The organism is candidate division Zixibacteria bacterium HGW-Zixibacteria-1 (assembly GCA_002838945.1).
Taxonomy (GTDB): Bacteria; Zixibacteria; MSB-5A5; order GN15; family PGXB01; genus PGXB01.
Map to the genome: position 1 here is coordinate 1 of PGXB01000030.1, position 20,556 is coordinate 20,556.

The 20,556-nt window shown below is 49.1% G+C and carries 17 protein-coding genes and 1 pseudogene; 17 read left to right on the forward strand and 1 reads right to left on the reverse strand.

Annotated features, from left to right (window positions below; genetic code table 11):
• The first annotated feature begins 204 nt into the window (after nt 1-204).
• The 16 genes and pseudogenes from CVT49_11215 (at nt 205) to rnhC (ending at nt 17,249) form a co-directional block, all read left to right on the forward strand.
• Nucleotides 205-1,505: pseudogene (locus tag CVT49_11215) on the forward strand (guanine permease).
• A gap of 192 nt (nt 1,506-1,697) precedes the next feature.
• Complete coding sequence (locus tag CVT49_11220) at nt 1,698-2,336, forward strand: hypothetical protein (GenBank protein PKK82874.1); 639 nt, start codon at nt 1,698-1,700, stop codon at nt 2,334-2,336.
• Nucleotides 2,337-2,391: 55 nt separating this feature from the next.
• A complete protein-coding gene (locus tag CVT49_11225) occupies nt 2,392-3,774 on the forward strand; it encodes a hypothetical protein (GenBank protein PKK82875.1) in 1,383 nt (460 codons plus the stop codon).
• Between the two features lie 103 nt (nt 3,775-3,877).
• The gene (locus tag CVT49_11230) at nt 3,878-4,759 is read left to right on the forward strand and encodes a hypothetical protein (protein PKK82876.1); all 882 of its coding nucleotides are present in this window, start codon (nt 3,878-3,880) and stop codon (nt 4,757-4,759) included.
• Between the two features lie 37 nt (nt 4,760-4,796).
• Nucleotides 4,797-6,233 carry a hypothetical protein gene (locus CVT49_11235; GenBank protein PKK82877.1) on the forward strand — a complete coding sequence of 479 codons (1,437 nt, stop codon included), beginning with the start codon at nt 4,797-4,799 and terminating at the stop codon, nt 6,231-6,233.
• 59 nt (nt 6,234-6,292) lie between these two features.
• Nucleotides 6,293-6,604, forward strand: coding sequence for a hypothetical protein (locus CVT49_11240; GenBank protein PKK82878.1), 312 nt, complete (start codon nt 6,293-6,295; stop codon nt 6,602-6,604).
• A 181-nt stretch (nt 6,605-6,785) separates the two neighbouring features.
• Nucleotides 6,786-7,841, forward strand: a complete 1,056-nt coding sequence (gene hrcA / locus CVT49_11245) for a heat-inducible transcription repressor HrcA (protein ID PKK82879.1) — start codon at nt 6,786-6,788, stop codon at nt 7,839-7,841.
• The gene (gene grpE / locus CVT49_11250; GenBank protein PKK82880.1) at nt 7,825-8,448 is read left to right on the forward strand and encodes a nucleotide exchange factor GrpE; all 624 of its coding nucleotides are present in this window, start codon (nt 7,825-7,827) and stop codon (nt 8,446-8,448) included. The genes hrcA and grpE overlap by 17 nt, the downstream gene beginning before the upstream one ends.
• Before the next feature lie 52 nt (nt 8,449-8,500).
• Complete coding sequence (locus tag CVT49_11255) at nt 8,501-10,447, forward strand: molecular chaperone DnaK (protein PKK82881.1); 1,947 nt, start codon at nt 8,501-8,503, stop codon at nt 10,445-10,447.
• Nucleotides 10,448-10,491: 44 nt separating this feature from the next.
• On the forward strand, nt 10,492-11,643 hold the full coding sequence (dnaJ, locus tag CVT49_11260) for a molecular chaperone DnaJ (protein PKK82882.1): 1,152 nt from the start codon (nt 10,492-10,494) through the stop codon (nt 11,641-11,643).
• Between the two features lies 1 nt (nt 11,644).
• Nucleotides 11,645-12,529: a hypothetical protein gene (locus CVT49_11265; protein ID PKK82883.1), complete on the forward strand. Its 885-nt coding sequence runs from the start codon at nt 11,645-11,647 to the stop codon at nt 12,527-12,529.
• Nucleotides 12,529-13,272, forward strand: a complete 744-nt coding sequence (locus tag CVT49_11270; GenBank protein PKK82884.1) for a hypothetical protein — start codon at nt 12,529-12,531, stop codon at nt 13,270-13,272. The genes CVT49_11265 and CVT49_11270 overlap by 1 nt, the downstream gene beginning before the upstream one ends.
• A gap of 26 nt (nt 13,273-13,298) precedes the next feature.
• Nucleotides 13,299-14,081 carry a prepilin peptidase gene (locus tag CVT49_11275; GenBank protein ID PKK82885.1) on the forward strand — a complete coding sequence of 261 codons (783 nt, stop codon included), beginning with the start codon at nt 13,299-13,301 and terminating at the stop codon, nt 14,079-14,081.
• A gap of 42 nt (nt 14,082-14,123) precedes the next feature.
• The gene (locus tag CVT49_11280; GenBank protein ID PKK82886.1) at nt 14,124-15,989 is read left to right on the forward strand and encodes a hypothetical protein; all 1,866 of its coding nucleotides are present in this window, start codon (nt 14,124-14,126) and stop codon (nt 15,987-15,989) included.
• A gap of 59 nt (nt 15,990-16,048) precedes the next feature.
• Nucleotides 16,049-16,609 carry an elongation factor P gene (gene efp / locus CVT49_11285; protein ID PKK82887.1) on the forward strand — a complete coding sequence of 187 codons (561 nt, stop codon included), beginning with the start codon at nt 16,049-16,051 and terminating at the stop codon, nt 16,607-16,609.
• The gene (rnhC, locus tag CVT49_11290) at nt 16,605-17,249 is read left to right on the forward strand and encodes a ribonuclease HIII (protein ID PKK82917.1); all 645 of its coding nucleotides are present in this window, start codon (nt 16,605-16,607) and stop codon (nt 17,247-17,249) included. The genes efp and rnhC overlap by 5 nt, the downstream gene beginning before the upstream one ends.
• Before the next feature lie 90 nt (nt 17,250-17,339).
• Here rnhC and CVT49_11295 read toward each other — a convergent pair whose 3' ends face one another.
• On the reverse strand, nt 17,340-18,131 hold the full coding sequence (locus tag CVT49_11295; protein ID PKK82888.1) for a hypothetical protein: 792 nt from the start codon (nt 18,129-18,131) through the stop codon (nt 17,340-17,342).
• A 293-nt stretch (nt 18,132-18,424) separates the two neighbouring features.
• Between CVT49_11295 and CVT49_11300 the strand changes: the two genes are divergently transcribed.
• Nucleotides 18,425-20,437 carry a hypothetical protein gene (locus tag CVT49_11300; GenBank protein PKK82889.1) on the forward strand — a complete coding sequence of 671 codons (2,013 nt, stop codon included), beginning with the start codon at nt 18,425-18,427 and terminating at the stop codon, nt 20,435-20,437.
• The last annotated feature ends 119 nt before the right edge of the window (nt 20,438-20,556 follow it).

Below are 20,556 nucleotides of genomic sequence, written 5' to 3' on the forward strand. Positions count from 1 at the left end.
AAAAACCTGAGGGAAGGAACAGTTTCATCCCGGTCCGCTTTAATATATCAATTCCTTTGAGAATAAGATACAAGGGAAGGAGTCTCCGGACTCCTGCCAATTGAATTAACCGTGTTCTGTCAACGCAATTTCCTGTTGGCAAATGGAATCAAATGACTTATTTATTATAACTCAAACAGCAAACATAACAGGATTGTCGATGATATGAATATCAATGCCATAAATCTTAAGAACGGCGGGGGCGCAAGAAACATCGGCAATATCAAAACCGAAGTGCTCGCCGGCGCCACCACTTTCCTGACCATGGCCTATATTATGTTTGTCAATCCGGATATTTTGTCGGTGACCGGGATGAACAAAGAAGCGCTGATCGCCGTAACCTGTCTTGCGGCTGGCATCGCCAGTATTGCGACCGGGCTGATTTCCAACACGCCGATTGCCATGGCGCCGGGAATGGGGCTCAATGCCTATTTCGCCTACTCGATTGTGCTGGGCCAAAAAGTGGCCTGGCCGACCGCACTCGGAATTGTCTTTCTGGCCGGTGTTCTCTTCTTCCTGCTGACTTTGACCGGCCTCCGGCAGCGGCTGGTCGAAGCCATCCCGCGTTCGCTGATTTACGCCATCTCGGTCGGCATCGGGCTCTTTATCACCTTCATGGGGCTGACCAAGGTCGGATTGGTAGTCGATAATCCCGCCACCCTGGTTTCGGCAGGGGAGATGAGCCCGACCGTGCTGATCGGGCTGGCCGGCTTGCTGACCATGATTGTCCTGGAATATCTCAATGTGCGCGGATCGCTGCTTCTGGGCATATTCCTGGCCACGATTCTGGCGCTTATTTTGGGCTATACGGAGCTGCCCTCAAGATGGGCAACTCTGGAGATCGACATCACGCCGACCCTGTTCAAGCTGGATATTATCGGGGCGCTCAAGGGCAGCCTGATCGGTTCGATTTTCGCGCTTATGTTTATCGATATGTTCGACAGTATCGGGACGGTCGTGGCCTGCGCCCACAAGGCGGGCATTGTCGACGAAAAAGGTCATATTAAGAAAATCGATCAGCTTCTGGGAATCGATGCCGCGGCGACCGTGATGGGATCGGTTCTGGGAACCTCGCCGGTGACCGCCTATATCGAATCGGGCGCCGGGATCGAGCAGGGCGGGCGGACCGGTAAAACCTCGATTGTGACAGGCGTGCTGTTTCTGCTCAGTGTCATTTTTATTCCGGTGATCGGAATCGTCCCCGGCTATGCGACCGGCCGGCGCTGATCATGGTCGGTTTGTACATGATGCGCGAAGTGGCGAAAATAGATTTCTCGCGAATGGATGAGGCTTTTCCCAGTTTTATAATAGTGGTGATGATTGCGCTCAGCTACAGTATCAGCGTGGGACTGGCCTTCGGATTCATCTCGTTTACGATTCTCAAGCTGGTGGCGGGGAAGGTGCGGGAGATCAAAGCGGCCATGTGGGTGATATTTGTATTGTCGGTGATATTTTTCATTGTTTGAAGCCGCCCGAAGAGGCTGAACAAAATTGTTGCGATCGGACAAGTTTAATTTTACAAAACCTGTTGACAAAACGTCATATTATTGCTTAATTCAAAACTTGTTTTAGTGGATTGGCTTCTTTTCGGTTATGTCGGAAGAAGTTAAGGAGTATGGGAAACAATAGGGCTGAAATAAAATATTGAGGGAATATCAATGAAATCGTTTAGACTGCTCTTGACCCTGATAGTATTGTCAGTAATCGCTTTAAGCGCGTATGCACAGGATGATGGAAAATGGCGTAATTTCGAAGTCGGCCTTCATTGCGGCCTGGCCATACCAAGCGGCGACCTGAGTGACTGGAATGATTCATTGGGGGCGAAAACCGGTCTTAGTGTCAGCCTGTCGGGTGGTTACTATTTCACCAATAATATTTGTGCGGGAATTTATTTCGATTTTAATTCATTCGGCATGGAAGGCAACTGGGGCCTGAACTATCGTCTTTATAATACCGGTGTTTATGCCAAGTACGCCCTGGCCGGCGAATCGAATTTCGAGCCGTATGTCAAGCTGACCGGCGGCATTACCTGGCCCAAATTCCCGACCTGGATAACGGTTGACCGGAATGTTCTCAGAGAGCAGTCCTACGACCCGGCCCTTGGTTTCGGGGGATACCTCGGGATCATTTGGTATACGGCCGAATTCGGCGGGCTTTATCTGGAAGCCGGCTATCAGAATATTATGTCCAAGGACACCGAAGCCGACTGGCACGGCCAGATATATAAAATGCCGGGCAATATCAGTTATCTGCAGATCAGATCCGGCGTTACCGTCTTCTTCGGCGGCGAAGAATAAATAGAAAAGATATTAAGATTTCAAAAACCCCTTCTTTCGGGAAGGGGTTTTTTTATTGGAAAATAATGTTGCAATCGATATTTTAGAGGTGATGAAAAAAACAAAGTTACTTCTGGTTGATGATGAAGCCGGACAGCGCCAGATGCTGGCCGGGTATCTTGAGAAGAACGGGTACACCATCGAGCAGGCCTCATCGGGCGAGGAGGCCCTTGAGCTGTACTCGTCATTTTTCTCCCCGGTGGCCGTCGTCGATATGAAAATGCCCGGCATGAGCGGGATCGAATTGATCGGACGGCTGCGGGCCATCAATCCATTCATACAGATAATTGTGCTGACCGCGTTCGGATCGGTCGAGACGGCTGTCGAAGCGATGAAAAAAGGCGCCTTTCATTATCAGACGAAACCGGTCGAATTGGAAGAGCTGCTTTTAAACCTGAATAAAGCGGCCGACCAGCATCGCCTGGTGGTGGAACATAAACTCCTGAATGATACGGTTCGGGAAACATTCGGCAGCGGTGAGATGATCGGCGAGTCGCCGGCGATCAAAAAAAGTCTGGAATTGATAAACTTGTCGGCGCCGGGCGACACAACCGTCTTAATTACCGGCCCGTCTGGGACCGGCAAGGAACTGGCCGCGCGGGCGATTCATTCGCTGTCGCCGCGAAAGGATAACCGCTTTGTCCCGGTCAACTGCGCCGCCATACCGGAAAATCTTCTCGAGTCGGAACTTTTCGGTTTCGAAAAAGGTGCCTTCACCGGGGCCGATCGGCGGAAGCCGGGCAAATTCGAACTGGCCGACGGCGGCACGATTTTTCTCGATGAGATCGGGGATATGCCGCTGACCATGCAAGCCAAACTGCTGCGCGTGCTGGAGGATCATAAAGTCGAACGACTGGGCAGTGATGAAAGTCTCAGTCTGGATTTTCGTCTCATCGCCGCCACCAATAAGGACCTGGGCGAGATGATAAAAGAGAGAAAATTCCGGGATGATTTATATTACCGTTTAAGTGTGGTCATCATATCCCTGCCGACATTAGTCGAACGACAGGGAGATATTTTGCTTCTGGCGGATAAATTTTTGAAGGACTTTTCCAAAAAGCTTGGCAAGGAAATCGATGGATTTGATTCCTCGGCGGCATCAGCATTGGTTGCTTACAATTGGCCGGGAAATGTCCGTGAACTGCAGAATGTTGTCGAACGCGCGGTAGTTTTGTCGCGGGGAGACGTGATCTCGATCCGGGAATTGCCGGGATTGAAGGCGACCGAAGAATTTTCGCTGGATAATATCGAAAAAATCGCCGATCTCGAGAAGGCACATATTCTAAAAATTTTGACCCGTCTTGACTGGAATCTGGGGAAAACGGCTGAAGTTCTTGGAATTCATCGCAATACGCTTCGCACCAAAATTAAGGAGTACGATCTCTCTAAAGCTGATTAATATGGTGCATTGCCCCGGCATAATGAACATTTTTTGTGCCTCAATCGTTGTAATAATTTTCCGAAATAAATATAATAGATTGCCTGACAAGCGGTTGCGTTGTTTGGCATGGGGTTTGTATTCTAATCTGCTGGATAAAACAAAGGAGAAAATAATGCGAGCATTGATTATCACAGGAATAGCGCTTCTGGCCCTCATAATGACGGGCTGCGAAAAGGAAACGACTCGGTATATAGAAGTTCCGGTCACCGTTGACAAAGCCCCGGCGGTGCCGCAGGGGGTTTATTCGATAACCGGCGATCAGGCGGTTTATATTTACTGGCTGCCGGTTCAGGATGACGACCTGGCCTATTACAGGGTCTGGTGGAGTCCTGATGACGACCTTTATGAATTGATGGGGACGACGACCGATGAATACTATATCGACAACGACGTCGATAACGGCGTGACCTATTTTTACGCGGTCTCGGCGGTGGATGATGCCGGCAACGAATCGGCTCTGTCATATGAGACCGTTTTCGATACCCCCCGGCCGGATGGGGTTACTCTTTTGACCGATTTTAATCAGGTGTCGGCGACCTCAGGTTTTGATTTTTCCGCACGGGCAAGAGTACCATATAATAGTATCGCCGCCGATATTTATCTTGAGTATGACGATTTTCTGGGAACGTTCTTTATCAACGTCGGCGATATCAACACTGACATCCAGGATATGGGTTTCACTTATGATTTTGATGATATCGGCTATTCTCCTGATTCCGGATGGTCGGCGGTGGGATGGTCGGAAGTGATTCCGGATCACACCTATATTATCTGGACCAATAATAATCATTTTGCCAAAATAAGAGCGATAAATATCAACGGTACTTCCAGTGTGGAGTTCCAGTGGGCCTATCAGACCGCTATCGGCAATCCCGAACTGGCCCGCCCGCAGCATGATGAAGATTATTTGAAGAGAACCATTGATGGTATAATTATAAAGTGAACTTAACCATAAAATAAAGAATTGTGAGGTAACTAAAATGAAACGACTAATCTCAAAACAGGTGATGCTGATCGCAGCCTTTATGCTGCTGGCATCGGCGGCCGGGGCGGAGATAATTGTCTATGATCGCGATATCGACTACGGCGAATATATTAAGCATGACCGCTTTCTGAGTGCTGAAATCTGGACCGACAACGACGAGTATTATGAAGGGGACAATATCGTAATCTCATTCCAGGCCGACAAGGATTGTTTTGTCGCTGTTTACAACATTGACACCCGCGGCAACGTCAATCTGATTTATCCGACCGATCCGAGGGACAATGGGTGGATCGAAGGCGGCCAGACCTATCAGATTCCGTCGCAATACGACGATTATGATCTGACGGTTCGCGGACCGGAAGGGGTGGAATATCTTCAGATTGTGGCTTCGCGGCAGCCGTTCCGTATTCCGGACTGGTTTAACGGCTCCGATCTGGTTGCCGACAATGACCCATATGATTTTATGGATTTTGTCAATGCCAACTACTTCCAGAGCGACCGAAACATGAAACGGGCATTCGATATGACCTCATTTATGGTCAAGGAGTGGAACGACTATTATTTCCGGCCGGTGCATGTTTACCACTCTGACCATCGTCCTTACTGGGATTGGGACTGGGGATACTATGGATCGGTTTACATTGATTATCCGTGGGGAGCGACGATTTATATCGACGGTGTTTACTGGGGCATAGCGCCGTTGTTCATGCCGCGCGTTTACTACGGGTGGCACTGGATTACCGTTTATGACCCACACGGGTACTGCTGGGAGGACCGAATCAGTGTGGTCAGACGGAAATCAATCGTGCTGGATAGAACCATGATTACCACCCGGCCGGAAATAAAGTCGCGCTTCAAAGAAGTCCAGACCAAAGGGTATCTCAATCCGGCCAAGAACGGCTACCCCGAATACGATAAACAAATAACGGTAAAGAAGACGCGCACGCCGGTCACGGCAAAATCGGTTGCCGGAGAAAAGTACAAGGTTGCCGAAGAAAGGCAGGTGACTTCGAGATACACCAAGACGGCCAAGACGAATACCGGAGCGATATCCAAGGATCGAAGCACCAAAGGCGCCGCGAGTTCCGATCGGTATAAGACGACCACCAAATCAACTTCGGATGGCAAAGCGACCTATGGAACCGATAAGAAAACCAGCGGCGGCAAGTCGGACAAGAGCTTTGAGAGCGGCAAATCGAGCAGCGACAGCAATACATCGAAGACTTACAAGTCTCGTAAATCAAGCAGCGGGAAGGCTTCAAAGTCGGGTTCGACCAGCAAGCCTTCCTCATCCGAAAAGTCGGCCAAGGGCAGCAAGTCGGGTTCTGTAGATAAATCCGACGGTGGTTCATCATCTAAGAGCAGCAGTTCGGAGAAGTCGTCTTCAAAGACGACTTCTTCCGGCACCACGACCACCAAAAAGGGGCGCTAATTTTTGAGTTGACCGGGCGATTGTTTTTATTATAATTCGGTGCAAGGGGAAGAATTAATATGAGAAGAATTTCAATTTATATCCTGGTCCTGATGTTCCTGCTCTTTTCAATGTCATTTGCCATTGACAAGAAAAGCGATAAGAAGCAGCAGCGCAAAAAGGTTGATACACTGACCAATGTTCAGGATTCTCAGGCGCAGGACGTGCAGAAAGACCGGCCCAATTCTTCCGGTTCAAGCGGCGGCAGGGATTACAACGATTTCCTGGATAAGAACAATAACGGTATTGACGATCGTTCCGAGGGCTCAAAAAAAGTGACCCCCAAGCAAACCGACAGCACTAAAACCGTGAAGAAGAAAGACTCGAAGTAAAATATAACTTATTACTGCAAGTCGCGGGCCTGAACAATAATCGAATAAAGTTGTTGTATACTGGAGATAGTCAGGAGTAAATTATTGCTTGACTATCTCTATAAATTTGTGCAATATTTAGCACTCTATTGTAGAGATTGCCAAAGAATGGCATTAACTTGTTGAATAGTAAAGAAGTAACATGTCGTTTGAGAATTTGTCACAGCGAGAAAAAAAGGTTCTTCAAAACCTTATAAACCATTATATACAAACGGCTGATCCGGTTGGGTCAAGGGTGATTGCCAATAAATTCCGGATGGGCCTGTCTCCGGCGACAATCAGGAACACTCTGCAGGATCTCGAGGAAATGGGACTGGTTCGACAGCCGCATACCTCGGCCGGCCGTATACCCACCGACTATGGCTATCGCGTTTTTGTCGACATGCTCTTGAAACAGGAGCCGCTCAACGAAGAAGATACCGGCAAAATAAAATCAATGATTCAATCGGGCTCGAAGGATCTGGAATCGGTTCTCAGCCAGGCCAGTAAAATACTCGGGGAAATCACCAACCAGCTGGGAATCAGCATTGCCCCCAAATTCGAAGAAGGCAAGCTGGCGCGCCTCGATCTGATTCCGGTCGGTGATGGCAAACTCCTGGTAATCGTCACGGTGGAGTCGGGCCTGGTCAGGTCGATCCTGATGGAGCTTGAATCCAGCATCGATCAGTCGGAATTGATTCAAATGCAGACGGTTCTTAATGAGCGATTGTCCGGATTGAGCCTGGGGCAGATTAGAAGCAGTATCGACAGGCGCCTCAAAGATACCAGTTGTTCTCCGAGACTGATCAAGCTGTTTATTAATGCCGATGCCGAAATCTGGTCGATGGAAAGTAGCGAACTGATATTTATCAAAGGGACCGATAATATTATCAACCAGCCGGAGTTTGCCGACCGCACCAGGTTGTCGGAGTTTGTAAAGTTTCTGGAAGAAAAAAAGGCTCTCAGGGGGCTGATCGAGTCCAAATCAATCGGCGAGGGTATCGTTATCACTATCGGCAGCGAGAGCAGTCTTGATCAGATTCAGAACTGCTCTTTGGTAACATCGAAATATCGGGCCGGCAATCTGTCCGGTTCGATCGGAATAATCGGACCGACGCGAATGCCTTATTCCAAGCTAATCTCCATAGTAGAATACACGGCCAAGTCATTGACCGAGGCCCTGACCGAATCGAAGAACGAAGATGAAAAAGAAAGCTGACAGGGGAGAATCCGTGATGGACAGAAATGATGACATTCGGCCTGAAGATGAGACTGTAAAGGAAGTGCCTGACGGTGAAAATGATACCACGGCCTCGGCGGGCGGAAAAAACGGCGAGGAAACAATAAAATCCCCCGAGGATATTATCGAAGAATTCAAGGCAAAGACGGTTCAGTTTGAGGATCGCTACCTGCGGCTGGCGGCTGAATTTGATAATTATAAAAAGCGGACGAATCGTCAGTTCGAAGAAATATTAAAAAACTCCAATGAAAATATAATTGTCAATATTCTTGAAGTGATCGACAATTTCGAGCGGGCGCTGACGGCGGGAAAGGAATCAACCGATTTCAAGTCGCTTTTGACCGGAACCGAATTGATCTATCAAAATCTCTTCAATATCTTAAAGAAAGAGGGCCTGGAGCCGCTTGAATCGGTCGGCCGCGTCTTTGATCCGTCAATGCACGAAGCCATAATGCAAATGGAATCGGATGAATATCCCGATGGGATAGTGATACAGGAAATGGTCAGAGGGTACCGGCTCAACGGTAAGGTAATCCGATATTCGAAAGTGATAGTGAGTAAAGGCAAACCGCAGGGAGATTCGTAATAGAATAACCATAATTTCGTATATAGTTTTATTTGAATAAAGGAGTAAAGCAATGGGCAAGATCATAGGCATTGATTTAGGAACGACCAACTCATGCGTGGCTGTTCTTGAAGGCAAGGATCCTGTTGTCATCCCGAACTCGGAAGGGGGCCGGACAACCCCATCGATAGTGGCCTTCAGTCGTGACGGCGAAAGGCTGGTAGGCGCGGCGGCCAAGAGACAGGCTGTTACCAACCCGGAATCTACCATATTTTCCATAAAGCGGTTCATGGGCCGGCATTATAATGAAGTCGGCGAAGAAGAAAAGATCGTGCCATACAAAGTGAAGGCAGATGCCGACGGCAGTGCCGTGGTCAAAATCGGCAACGATGAATACGCGCCGCCGCAGATTTCGGCCATGATTCTTCAGGCCCTGAAAAAGAGCGCCGAGGATTATCTTGGCGGCGAAGTGACGCAGGCGGTTATTACCGTCCCGGCCTATTTCAACGATTCTCAGCGCCAGGCCACCAAGGATGCCGGACGGATCGCCGGCCTGGAGGTGTTACGCATTATCAATGAGCCGACTGCGGCCGCCCTGGCCTATGGGCTTCAGAGGGATGTAAACGAAAAGATCGCCGTTTATGATCTTGGCGGCGGAACATTCGATATATCGATTCTCGAATTAGGCGAAGGTGTCTTCGAGGTGCGTTCGACCAATGGCGATACGCATCTGGGGGGCGATGATTTCGACCAGCGTATCATAGACTGGATGGCCGATGAGTTCAAGAAATCTCAGGGGATCGATTTACGGCAGGATCGGATGGCCCTTCAGCGCCTCAAAGAGGCGGCGGAGAAGGCCAAGATCGAGTTGTCATCGACCATGCAGACCAATGTCAATCTTCCCTTTATAACAGCCGACCAGAACGGCCCCAAGCATCTTGATCTGACTCTGAGCCGGGCGAAACTCGAACAGCTCACCGATGATTTGCTGCAAAGGACGATGGGCCCATGCCGCCAGGCCCTGGAAGATGCAAAATTATCGTCATCGGACATCGATCAGGTGATTCTGGTCGGCGGGCAGACGCGCATGCCGAAAGTTCACCAGATAGTCAGGGACCTGTTCGGGAAAGAGCCGAATAAGGGTGTCAATCCTGATGAGGTAGTGGCGATCGGGGCGGCGATTCAGGCGGGCGTGCTGGCAGGTGATATGAAAGATGTCGTATTGCTGGATGTAACCCCGCTGTCACTGGGCATCGAAACGCTCGGCGGAGTTATGACAACCCTGATCGAGCGCAATACCACGATTCCGACCAAAAAGAGCCAGATCTTTTCCACGGCCAGTGATAATCAGTCGGCGGTAAGCATTCATGTCCTGCAAGGCGAAAGAAAAATGGCGATCGATAACCGGACCCTGGGGCGTTTCGATCTGGTCGGGATACCGTCCGCGCCCAGAGGAATACCGCAAATCGAGGTTTCATTTGATATCGACGCCAACGGCATAGTTCATGTTTCGGCAAAGGACTTGGCCACCAGTAAGGAGCAGTCGATCAAAATCCAGTCATCTTCCGGGTTGTCGGATCAGGAGATTGAAAAGATGGTTAAGGATGCCGAAGCCAATGCGGAGGAAGATAAGAAAAAAGACGAGCTTATCAAGGCCAGGAATGAAGCCGATCAGTTGATTTATTCCACCGAAAAGACATTGAAAGATTACGGCGACAAGGTTTCGGAAGAAGAGAAGAAGATCATCAACGAAAAACTGGAAAAACTCCGGGCGGCACTGGGCACATCAACGGTCGAGCCGATCAACGAGGCCAAAGAGGAATTGATCAAGGCATCACATAAGCTGGCCGAGGAAATGTATAAAGCCACAGCCGGGCAGCAACAGGGACAGGCCGGCGGCGGCCCGCAGCCCGAAGATTTTGCCAAAGAGCAGGCCGACTCGACTGGGCAGGAATCTCCAAAAGACGATGGTGCCGTTGACGCCGATTTCGAAGTGGTCGATGATGACAAGGATAAATAATTGTATAGCCGCTGATAATCGGCACAATATAAAGTAATACTTTAATGACAAAACGTGATTATTATGAAATCCTGGGCGTTCCCAAAGGCGCCTCGGAAACTGATATAAAGTCGGCCTATCGGAAGCTGGCACTCAAATATCATCCTGATCGAAATCCCGGAGACAAATCCGCCGAGGATAAATTCAAGGAAGCAACCGAAGCATATGAGATCCTGAAGGATTCTCAGAAGCGACAGATGTATGATCAATATGGCCATGCCGGTCTTCCCGGCGGCGGTGGCGGTTTTGGCGGCGGATTCGATTTTGGCGGGTTCGACCTGGGCGATGCGCTTCGGGCCTTTATGCGTGACTTCGGTGGTTTCGGCGGCGGGTTTGAAGATATCTTCGGCGGCCACCGCCAGATGAGAAATCGCGGCGAGGATCTGAAGGCCAAAATTGCGCTGTCGCTCGAGGAAATTGCAACCGGAGCCCAAAAGAAGCTCAAGGTTCGGCGCTATGCGGAGTGCGGCGAATGCGGCGGTTCCGGTCTGGCTCCCGGGACCACCAGGAACAGTTGCCCGGATTGCCGGGGGAGCGGACAGATTCGAACCATCAGTAAGACTTTTCTTGGTACGATTCAGCAGGTGAGAACTTGTCCGCGCTGTCGGGGGGCCGGTGAGGTGATTGCTAATCCATGTCAGGCCTGCGGCGGCGAGGGGCGCGTCAAGGGGGAGTCGACCGTAACGGTCAAAGTCCCGCCGGGTGTTTCTGAAGGCAATTATATGACAATGGAGAATCAGGGTAATGCCGCCCGAAATCGCGGCGAAACCGGCGACCTGATTGTAGTATTTTATGAAGAAGAGCATGATATCTTTACCCGGCAGGGCGATAACATAATCTGCCAGGTGCCGATTTCGTTCACGATGGCGGCGCTGGGCGGAGAATTGACGGTTCCGACGCTGGATGGAGATTATAGCCTCAAAATCCCCTCAGGGACACAATCGGGGAAAGTCTTCCGGTTGCGAGGTAAAGGCGTTCCCCATTTGAACTCGCATGGGAACGGCGATGAACTGGTGCAGGTGGCGGTCTGGACCCCGGACAAGTTGTCCTCGGAAGACAGGGAGCTGTTGCAGCGACTGCATGATTCGGAATCATTTACCCCACCCAAATCGAATAAATCATTTTTTGAAAAATTAAGAAAATCACTGGGGATATAATATGAAAACCGGCCCCGAAAAAGCAGAGCATTTTATTGAGGCCGGTCTGACTGTCGAAACGCAGATACATGAAGCGGTCTGCAATTTTATCGTCGAGCGTTTTGCCGGCGGTCTGGTCCTTGATGAAAATGAAAAAGCCGGGCTGGTGGGCATCACCTTTTATATTGCCGAGGGAGAGCACCCGGATTTTAAGAATTTGCTGGCGGAATATATCCGTCACGGCTGCGGCGATGAGAAATTCAGCGAAGCAGATATCAGTACTCGAAAAATTGCCAATCTCGAATGGATTCAAGTTTACCGGGATTCGATCAAGCCGGTTGCTATCGACCGCCTTTATATCCATCCGCCCTGGATCGAAGCTTCCAGGGAGCATGAACTGGATTTGATTATCGAACCGAGGATGGCTTTTGGTACCGGCAATCATGAATCAACCCGGCTATGTATCCGGGAGATTCTCAAGTATTTTCGCCCGGGCGATGCCTTTTTTGATCTTGGTTGCGGCTCGGGTATCCTGTCAATAGTGGCGGCAAAATTGGGGGCACGGCCTGTCAAGGGGGTTGATATCGACCCGATTGCGGTCCAGAATGCCATCGAAAATGCGGCATTGAATGAGGTCACCGAAAAAGTGCAGCTTGTCCTGGGCTCGATCGAGAAAGCTTCCGGCGATCCGCCTTATGATTTGCTGGCGGCGAATATAATCAAATCGACCATAACCGGCTTATTCGAAGGAATATATCATGCCGTGAAACCGGGTGCAACAATTGTTCTTTCGGGATTATTGGCGGAGGATAAGGAGTCGGTTCTGGAGTTGTTATCAAAATATAATATGTTAAAGTATAACATTAACTATGACGGCGAATGGCTTGCCATTACGGCTATTAAGTGATGAGTGTTATATATTATACAATTCCGGATAATATTATTGAGGAATGGTTGTACCTCAAGGGCGAAGAAGCGCACCATGCCCGAAATGTGATGCGCCTGAAAAAAGGAGATACTTTAATTGCCGTCGATGGTGTCGGCAATGCCTACAACTGCGTCATTGAGAAATCATCGGCCGGTGAGGTCAGATGCAAAATTATCTCGCGCATCAGAAACTTCGGCGAATCAATGTGCCGGGTGACGGTGGCGGCCGGGTTATCGACCGGATACAAGTTCGATGAAGTTATTCAGCGCTGCACCGAATTGGGCGTTTCCCGCTTTATCCCGATGCTGACCGAAAAATCGAAGGTCAAAATGGAAAATGAAAAACGGGTTAATAACAAGCTTGCCCGCTGGGTAAAAGTTGCAGCTGCATCGATGAAACAGACCCGGCGCGCATTTCTGCCGGTTATCGAAACAATCGTCGATTTCGACCAGGCGATCGCAATGGTCAAAGATGACGGCCGGAAAATTCTCTTTGATCCGACATACGGCAAAAAAAGCCTTGATAAGGCGTTGTTCAGACAGGATGACAAGCAGATCAGCCTGTTTATCGGACCGGAGTCGGGATTTTCGCCCGATGAAGCAAAGTTGGCGGAAGAAAATGGGTTCCAATTGGCGACGCTTGGAAGCCGCGTATTACGCACCGAGAATGCCTCACCGACGGCTGCGGCGATCGTGATGAATTTGATCGGCGAACTCAGATAATAAGCGATAATACCGATAATCATGATATGGTAAATGAAGCCGGAATCATATTTATATTCGTCATTGGGGCGATTTTTGGTTCATTTTTGAATGTTCTGATTTACCGCCTTCCGCGCAAAATCAAAATCGGAGCCAGCCGCTCGATTTGCCCCTTATGCAAGAACAAAATCAAATTTTATGATAATATTCCGATTTTGAGTTTTCTCATACTTGGCGGCAAATGCCGTCAATGCCGCAAAAAAATATCATGGCGGTATCCGCTGGTCGAAATAATGAATGGAGCCGGTTATGCTTTCCTGCTCGGAATGTTCGGGCTCTCGGTGCCGTTTTTCATCTATGCCTATTTGACTTCGGTTTTAATTGTCATTTTTTTCATCGATTACGATTTCCAGATTATTCCTGATGTCATCAGCATTCCCTCGATGGTGATCGGCCTGGGTTTGTCGCTGGCGCCGGGCGGAATCGGTATTGTCAGCTCGGCGGTCGGTTTTGTGGTCGGCGGCGGCATGTTGTATCTGATTGCGGTGCTGGGTGACTGGCTGTTCAAGAAAGACAGCATGGGCGGCGGCGATATCAAGATGGCGGCGATGCTGGGAGCTTTCCTGGGTTGGCAAAAAGTCATCCTGATCTTTTTCGGCAGCGCCGGTATCGGGCTGATCGCCTCGATTATTATCATGCTTTTTTCCAGCAAGCTTCGCTCTTCCCGGGTAATTCCATTCGGGCCGTTTCTGGCCATCGCAGCCTTCATCGCCATCATCTTCGGTGATAAAATCATCGCTTTTTACATAAATAATTTCTTTCCGGTCTGAGACCCTGATTTCTCGGTGGCGCCGGTCAATCAAATTTGATTATTGTCGATAAAATCAATAAACATGGTTAATAAACATATAGATTTTCAGCTTGAAATACGTCTGGGACTGACCTTGATCGTGCTGGTCCTGCTGACGCTTAATTTTGCCTCGCATTACACCCTCTATCGGGTTAAGCAGTCGCTCGAATTACAGACCAAAGATGAGCTTTATGAGGCGGGCGTCAAGGCAGCCAATCTCATCCAACGGGAGGGTCGCGACGCCGAACAGACTCGTGCTTTTAATGAAATACAGTTGGATTACGCACTCAGCCGCCTGGCTGTTCTGGATGTCGATCCGGAATTGATAAAAAATCCCGAGGATCATCTAAGGCTGGACAGTCTCTTGATGGCTATCGACAGCGGCTTGACGGCCGAGGAACTTTTACCCCTGTTGATCAATCAGCCGGTTTACTTTCATAAAAGCGGTAATCCCAACAATTTGGTCCTATTTCCGGCCAGATCCGAGAATCGAGGGCAGGTGGTTGTCGCGGTCAAGTCAAGCGCGCTGCTCAGCTCGCTGGAAAGGGCCGGCCGGATCCTTCTCTATGTCGGCATTCTCGGTATCGTAATCATCATTTATGCCACGCTTAAGTTCGCCCGCTATGTGATCATGCCGTTCAAGAGCCTCAAAGAAAAAGCGGTTGATTCGGGACGACTTGATGAAAGCGGGGGAGATGATGTTTCGCGCCTGATTCATTCCTATGACGAGATTATATCCGAGCTAAAGCAGAATGAGAAGGAGTTGACGCGACTCAATGAGATGATTACGCGACGGGCCGATGATCTGGAAGTTTATAATAATTATGTCCTGAAATCGATAAATACCGGGGTTATTACGCTTGATAACGAACGGAGAATTTCGACAATCAATCGCACAGCGGTTGAGGTTTTTCAAATTGATTCCGGTTCCATCGACAAAGCAGACTATCACATTCTTTTAGCCGGATTCCCCGAACTCCTGAAAGAGATAGACCGCTTTTTCGAGAACGGCGAGACTGTATCCAACAGGCAAATTGCCATATCCAACTCAGACAATAAAGAGACTGTTTTGAGCATATCGGTATCATTACTTGAAGACAGTCAGGGAAGAACAATCGGCACATGGATAATCCTGAATGATCAGACCGAGTTTATCAGCATGCGTGAAGAACTCGACCTGAAGAGCCGGATGGCTACCCTCGGTGAGATGTCGGGAGGGTTGGCGCATCAGCTTCGTAATTCGATAGCCGCCATTGTCGGCTTTGCGCGGCTGGTTGATAAGAAGAATAGCAATAATCCCGAGGTAAAACGATATATCAGCCATTTGCTCGGAGAATCGCTGGAAGCCGAACTGCTGGTGGCCCGGTTTCTGGATTTTGCCCGTCCGCTGGTAATTAGCCCCGAACGTTTCGAATTAGCCAAATTGCTGGAAAATACCGTCTCGTCTGTCTGCGAAAAGCACCCGGAAGTAAATATCAGGATTGAGCAGGCCTCCGAAATAAGCGAGGAGGCCCTGGGCGACGCTTTACTTTTGAAGCAGGCTGTCGGCAATATTGTCGATAATGCCTGCCAGGCTGTGAAAGACAAAAATGGGACTGTCATCATATCCGCCGGTATTGACGGAGACTACCTTGAAATCAGGGTGGCCGATGACGGCTGCGGGATACCGGAAGAATACCATGAAAAGATATTTACCCCGTTTTTCTCAGGATCGCCGTCCGGGTCAGGTCTGGGGCTGCCATTGGCCAGAAAGATTATAAACCTTCATGAAGGTAAATTAACCTTCGAATCCATACCGGGTCATGGAACCGTTTTTCATATTCGACTGCCGCAGCGGGTTAAAACGGCAGAAAAAGCCGCACCGGCCAAATCATTAATTAATTCATAAAAATATTGCCTTTTTCCAAGGATTCTCTATATTCCGGCCTGAAAATTAATGGAGGTATAATGATTTCCGCCGGCGAACTTAGAAAAGGGACGAAAGTAATGTATGAAGGCAACCCTTACAATGTGGTTGACTTCTTGCATGCCAAGATGGGACGGGGCCGACCGCATGTGAAGGCCAAGATGAAACATCTGCTTACGGGAGGGGTCATAGAAAAGTCATTTCTGACTACCGAATCATTCGACCAGCCCGATCTCGAACACAGGAACATGCAGTATCTGTACTCTCAGGACAATGAATATATTTTCATGGATTCCACTACTTATGACCAGATTCAAGTCGACGAAGAGAATCTCGGTGATTCTCACTGGTATTTGATGGAAAATGCGGAATACAGCCTGTTGTTTTTTGAGGGCAAACCGATTTCAGTCGATCTGCCGGCTTCGGTGATATTGACGGTCACTCAAACCGAACCGGCTGTCAAGGGCGATACTGTCTCGAATGTTATGAAACCTGCGACAGTCGAGACCGGGTATTCAGTCAAGGTTCCGCTCTTTGTCAAGCAAGGGGACAAGGTCAAAATTGATACCCGAACCGGCGAATATATCGAGCGGGCCAATTAATATCGAAGCTCACCATAAAATTCTCGGGATTGACGAGTCCGGTAAGGGTGATTTTTTCGGCCCGCTTGTCATCGCGGGCGTTCTGGCCGACGGCCAAGAGGCTGAGGTCATGGTAAAAAAAGGGGTGCGCGATTCCAAAAAAATCTCGGACAACAAAATTCTTGAATTGAGCCGGTGGATAGAAGACACCTTCACCAGTTCCCTGGTTATCATCGGGCCGGAAAAGTATAATCAGCTTTATGCCCGGATTCGGAACCTGAACAAGCTTCTGGCCTGGGGGCATAGCCGCGTAATCGAGAATCTGGCCGAGGAGCATGTGATCGACCTGGCCATTTCGGACAAGTTCGGCAAAACCGACTTTATCGAGCAGGCCCTGATGAAAAAGGGGAAAGATATAAAGCTGGTTCAGCAGGTCCGGGCGGAGGCAATTCCCCAGGTAGCGGCGGCCTCAATCCTGGCCCGGGCAGGGTTTATCAGGTTCATGAAAAAGCTCTCCGACGCTTACCAGATGACATTGCCCAAAGGGGCCGGCAGCATTGTCGATCAGGCCGGGATTGAAATCGTAAAACGGCAGGGGAGGGAAATTCTTGAAAAAGTAGCCAAAGTACATTTCAAGAATTATCAGAAAGTAACAGGCTGACGGGGGCGGCCGATTAAAGCCAATAGATTTCCGCAAAATAGAAAGCCGGACGTGATCGCGCGCCCGGCTTTTTTGGGTCCTATGGAAAGACTATCTGTTGGACTTGCTTAGGACAATTTGACCCACAATTTCGCCCTCCGGATAGTTTTCGGAATCGGCGCCGATCGCATATTTGACCAAACCGACGCCGGGCGAATACCAGTAATAATTGATGGAGCCGCCAAGATTGTTTTCAATCCTGAGGCAATCTTCGAAATTATTACCGTTGTCGAGAGAAATATCTTCAATGGCAGTAATTTTGAAATAATTGGCGCCTAATGTGGGGAAGCATTTGCCGGCTTTGGCCCCGTCATTGGAATAGTGATCGCCGCCATCGAAAATGCCTCCCTGAACGCCGTCATCATTATTTTTATCATAAGTATAGTCGGAAAAAATATCGATAAGATTGTCGTAATCAAGCTGCACCGCCGAAGCATCATATCTCAGCCAGACACTGCCTACTTCAAAGGGTGAAGTCAGTAATTTTTCAGGCGTTTCATAGGGGCTTTCAAAATAGTAGATGGCCTCATTGTCATAAAAAAGAAAGCCGGTATCAACGAATGTCGGACGCTCGACGATATCATCGATCCACCGGAAAACCTGGCGGCCGCCGATTATGACCGGATCGCTGATGGTGAACCAGTGGTAGCTGGTGTCATTGACCGACTTGTTGACCTCGACAAACTGCTTACTGGTACCTGCGGTCAGCGGGAAGTATGTCGAAATTTCGGGGTCGGTTTCAGTAGTCGGGGAGAATGCGGTATCGGAATTTGAGCAACCCACCCATAAGACAATAGTTGAGATAATTAATCCCACAGCGATGGAAAATATATATTTCCTCATAAAACCTCCACCTCAAGCAAGGGCATTGTTAGTCATTTTGAGATTGGGATGTCGCAAGCCCGATGCCAACGTTGATATCCATGTCGTAAGGTGATGCCTTACAATGAAGTGCGGCGCTTTTATAAAATCTAAAATACATCAGCTTATGCGATTTATATGGGGGGAAAGCCATAATTATGGGAATTTTTCATTGTTTTACAATACATAGCCGGGCTAATTAAACCGCGGCAAATGCCGAAAATATATATGGCAGCACAAGTGATGATAAACCGCTAAACAATAGAGGATTAGCGATGTCCCAATTCATACTTGATTTTTTCTTCGCCTTTATTTTTGTAACCCTTACGATTCTTCTGATGCGAATCAAGGACCGGGCCTTTGTAGAGAACAAGGAAAGCTACCGTTACGCCGCTTCCGGTATAATCGTCCTGTTTTTAGTCTCTGTCATGCGGCTGTTAAGTCATCAGCAGGTTTTTGTCGGGATTCCGTTCTTATCCGAGCCGGTATGCCAGGATTTGATCGAGGTGATCGGCATTGTGGCCGGAATGACCCTGATGCTGGCCGGCGTGTCGATCTGGCTGCCGATAAAGAAACGCCGGACAGGGGAGCTTGAGGCAGAGATACTGAGAAATTCCTCAGTTCAGAAAATTGAGTGGGAAATTAAAAGCGCCGACAAAATATCACGATTATTCGAAACGGTTCCGGCGCAGATTTGCGATAAATTCGGATTTGTCGGCTCGGCGGTCTTCATGAAACGAAGCGATACCGATTACTTCGCCTGCCGCTACACTCACAATACCGAATTTGCCGTTTTCGGTCGCCGGTTTTATCAGTCGGGCAGTGACAACGACTGTGATATTCTTAACCGGGCGGCAAAAATTCTGAAGGCGGATTATTGTTTTCCATTGCAGATAAATAACAAAATGCGGGCGACTATATTCTTCCGCGGCGAAAAGAATTTCAAGCCGGAATCTGATGATATCCTGGCGCTGGACAGAATCGGACGGTCGTTTTCCGAACGGCTGAACCGTGAGTATCTTTCGCTGAAACAATCATTTTATGAAAACAACTGGCTCTACCTGTCTCAGGTCAAACGATTGATTGCCAGACGGATCGATATCAAAGGCAGTCTGCATGATTTATCCTCGCTCTATAGGCATGCCGTTGGTGCGGAGTATTTTTCCCTGGCGGTTCTGGATAAATCCCGGCATAACATGCGACGGTACACTTCCGGGATAAATCGTCGTATCCTGCTCGAGGATGGAGTGCGGCTTCCGATCGAGGGGACGCAAATTGCGACCGTAATCAACTCCCGGCAGAGCATGCTGGTTCGCGATGTAACCCGGTCCGGTAATACGGGGCTGGATTCACTCCTTTTGAGTTGCGGGCAGGCCAGCGTGATGGTGGTACCGATAATCAATTACGGAAGGGTCATCGGCTGTCTGACTCTTGGTCACTCCAGGCCGGGGCATTTTACTCGTCGCGCTTTGCTTCGGACAGAAATGATGGCTGCGGCCATGGCTCCCGCGGTCGAGTCGGCCGTATTGAGAACTTCCATATTCGAAAGGGATCGTTATCTTGGCGCCCTTTCCGCTTTCGATACCATAATCGAAAACAGCTCCGATATAAATTCAGTTTTGACCGCCGCCGCGGACCTGCTGATGGATAATATCCGCACGACCTTGGTTCGGATTTCGATGATCGACCCCGACCGGGCCCGGCTGCACACAAAAGCTCTCAAGCTGATCCGCCCATTCGATGCGATCAATTCGAATACGGTCAATCTTTCGCGCGAGATGACACCATGGCATCATCTGGTGGTGCGCGAAGGGCGGCTTCTGTTGATCAACCAGACGGATCCGGAAACATCATTCGATGAGAATGAATCCCGGAACCTTGTGTTTACGGGTGCCAATTCCGCGTTGATTGTACCGATCACGGTAAACGGGATAACCCAGGGACTGATTACTTTGGGTGAGATGCGCAACTGGAACCGGTTTTCATATGATTCGACAGTGATTATGTTTGCCCGGCAAATTGCGGCTCGGGTGGCATCGTTTATAAAGCTGTATCGAATCAGCCGTCTTTTGACCCGCGCAGGCAAGACCCCCGTGGAAGGCCCCGGAGAGCAGGACGAGCGGCATATTCTGGATGAAATAAAATCACCGTTGACACGATTGCGCGGCTCGCTGGATCTTCTGAGAATACACGAAGGAGCGATGAACAGCGGATCGGATAAAGTTTTCGCGACGATTGAGGAATCGGCCGATCAAATCGCGACCCTCCTGAAGGGAGAAGCAAAGTAAGTCGATTCTGGAAATACCTGCGCCAGCTCAACTAAGCATCTATAAGAGCCATCTATGATGGCTCTGCTTTTTTTTAAGCCCCTGATAAGTCTCATTTTGACAATCATTTAAAATAGTCC

Excerpts from the sequence above, each read along its gene's own strand:
- grpE (PKK82880.1), top strand. The coding sequence starts at position 7,825 with ATGAAAAAGAAAGCTGACAGGGGAGAATCCGTGATGGACAGAAATGAT.
- efp (PKK82887.1), top strand. The coding sequence starts at position 16,049 with ATGATTTCCGCCGGCGAACTTAGAAAAGGGACGAAAGTAATGTATGAA.
- CVT49_11255 (PKK82881.1), top strand. The coding sequence starts at position 8,501 with ATGGGCAAGATCATAGGCATTGATTTAGGAACGACCAACTCATGCGTG.
- CVT49_11275 (PKK82885.1), top strand. The coding sequence starts at position 13,299 with ATGGTAAATGAAGCCGGAATCATATTTATATTCGTCATTGGGGCGATT.
- hrcA (PKK82879.1), top strand. The coding sequence starts at position 6,786 with ATGTCGTTTGAGAATTTGTCACAGCGAGAAAAAAAGGTTCTTCAAAAC.
- CVT49_11295 (PKK82888.1), bottom strand. The coding sequence starts at position 18,131 with ATGAGGAAATATATATTTTCCATCGCTGTGGGATTAATTATCTCAACT.
- dnaJ (PKK82882.1), top strand. The coding sequence starts at position 10,492 with ATGACAAAACGTGATTATTATGAAATCCTGGGCGTTCCCAAAGGCGCC.
- CVT49_11265 (PKK82883.1), top strand. The coding sequence starts at position 11,645 with ATGAAAACCGGCCCCGAAAAAGCAGAGCATTTTATTGAGGCCGGTCTG.
- CVT49_11300 (PKK82889.1), top strand. The coding sequence starts at position 18,425 with ATGTCCCAATTCATACTTGATTTTTTCTTCGCCTTTATTTTTGTAACC.
- CVT49_11235 (PKK82877.1), top strand. The coding sequence starts at position 4,797 with ATGAAACGACTAATCTCAAAACAGGTGATGCTGATCGCAGCCTTTATG.
- CVT49_11240 (PKK82878.1), top strand. The coding sequence starts at position 6,293 with ATGAGAAGAATTTCAATTTATATCCTGGTCCTGATGTTCCTGCTCTTT.
- CVT49_11270 (PKK82884.1), top strand. The coding sequence starts at position 12,529 with ATGAGTGTTATATATTATACAATTCCGGATAATATTATTGAGGAATGG.
- CVT49_11220 (PKK82874.1), top strand. The coding sequence starts at position 1,698 with ATGAAATCGTTTAGACTGCTCTTGACCCTGATAGTATTGTCAGTAATC.